Below are 1,322 nucleotides of genomic sequence, written 5' to 3'. Positions count from 1 at the left end.
AAGGGTTTTCCTCTGGGTCGAGCAACGTCGATATATGAATCAACCAGCCGGCAACTTCACTCAATTGATCATAATCATCCGTAAAGCATTTGAGGGCTTCACTCAGACCGTGCTGTAACCGAATCAGCCGTTCATCTGGAATATGAGCGATGAATACCTCCAGGCAATCACAGACTTCCCTAAAGCCTTGATACATTGCAATGCCTGCCATGCGGAATGGTGGACGTCCCTTTAACGTCAACAGATAACGCACTCGACGTATCAGTGCATCCACAATGGAGTGCCGTTCCTGTTCCACCTGATCGACTGAATGTTGTTCCGTTTTCCCCTCGGTGGTAGGATTTTCAATGACAGCTGACGGCAGCAAACCCGTTACCGTCAATACCCCGGGTTGTTCCACATGCTCTGGGCGGATGATGTTCCCGACATTTTTCCGGACCGTTTTCCTGAGTTTAACTTTCATTATCTCATCAGCGGATGCTGCCGGTTCAGCAATATTTTTGAGATAATGCAACTGGCAGAACGCGTGTCTGGCTTCAGGGAAAATTTTATTAACCGCCGGCAGCAGGCCTCGCTGTTTATCGCTGAGAACAGCCCTGACGGTTAAGTCGGTTTCGGCGATCGGCCGCAGGAAGTTTTCAAAGGCGTTCTGTCCCTGCTCACTAAGCCAACCACTGCGAACCGTCAATCCCGTTTGAAGTTCACGCACAACCCACAATTGCGGCTCTCCTCCCTCGGGAGCCAGACCGTCCAAACTCAGGATCAGACCGAATTTTTGTGAAACTGGCTCTAATTCATTCCACCGGGTTCGTTCTTGAGAAGCTAATAACGGCAGGTAACGCTCGTGATACAGATGGCGGACCTGGGCTTCACTGATGGTGATTCTGTCAGCTAAATCCGAGTGAATCTCTTCAAAAGTACATCTGCTGGTCTGTCGTTGCCATCCGATCGTTGTAATAACGTCAAAACCATAGGTGCAATACATCGGAGCAATTTGCTGCCATTCGGCGGAGCGCCACTTTCGCTCGTAATTGATGCAGCTCCAATTGTCGCACTGCTTAGGCCAATAACCGACTTCCACTGTCGATGACAGGTTCTGTACAATTTTATGTCCGCTTGAATAACGACTCAACTCCAGTTGTTCACCACATAACGGGCATTGATCTAATTCACAAATGTACATTTCCGATGTTTGAGGGTATAATACACGGCGGGTTCTCATGGCATGTTCTCCTTTGGGAGTCTTTGTTTTTGGCAAAACATTTATTGCCATGAGAACTTCCTTTATTCAACCTTTTTCGGGGTGAGTTTTGCGGTATTGC

At 48.3% G+C, this 1,322-nt stretch carries 1 protein-coding gene; it reads right to left on the bottom strand.

Translation table 11 applies throughout. From position 1 onward, the window contains the following. The coding region (locus tag Q366_RS21850) for a transposase (protein WP_035242439.1) at positions 1-1,273 on the bottom strand (1,273 nt) is incomplete at its 3' end. Positions 1,274-1,322 lie beyond the last annotated feature (49 nt).

The organism is Desulfobacter vibrioformis DSM 8776 (assembly GCF_000745975.1).
GTDB lineage: Bacteria > Desulfobacterota > Desulfobacteria > Desulfobacterales > Desulfobacteraceae > Desulfobacter > Desulfobacter vibrioformis.
This window is presented reverse-complemented; position numbering and strand designations above follow the sequence as displayed.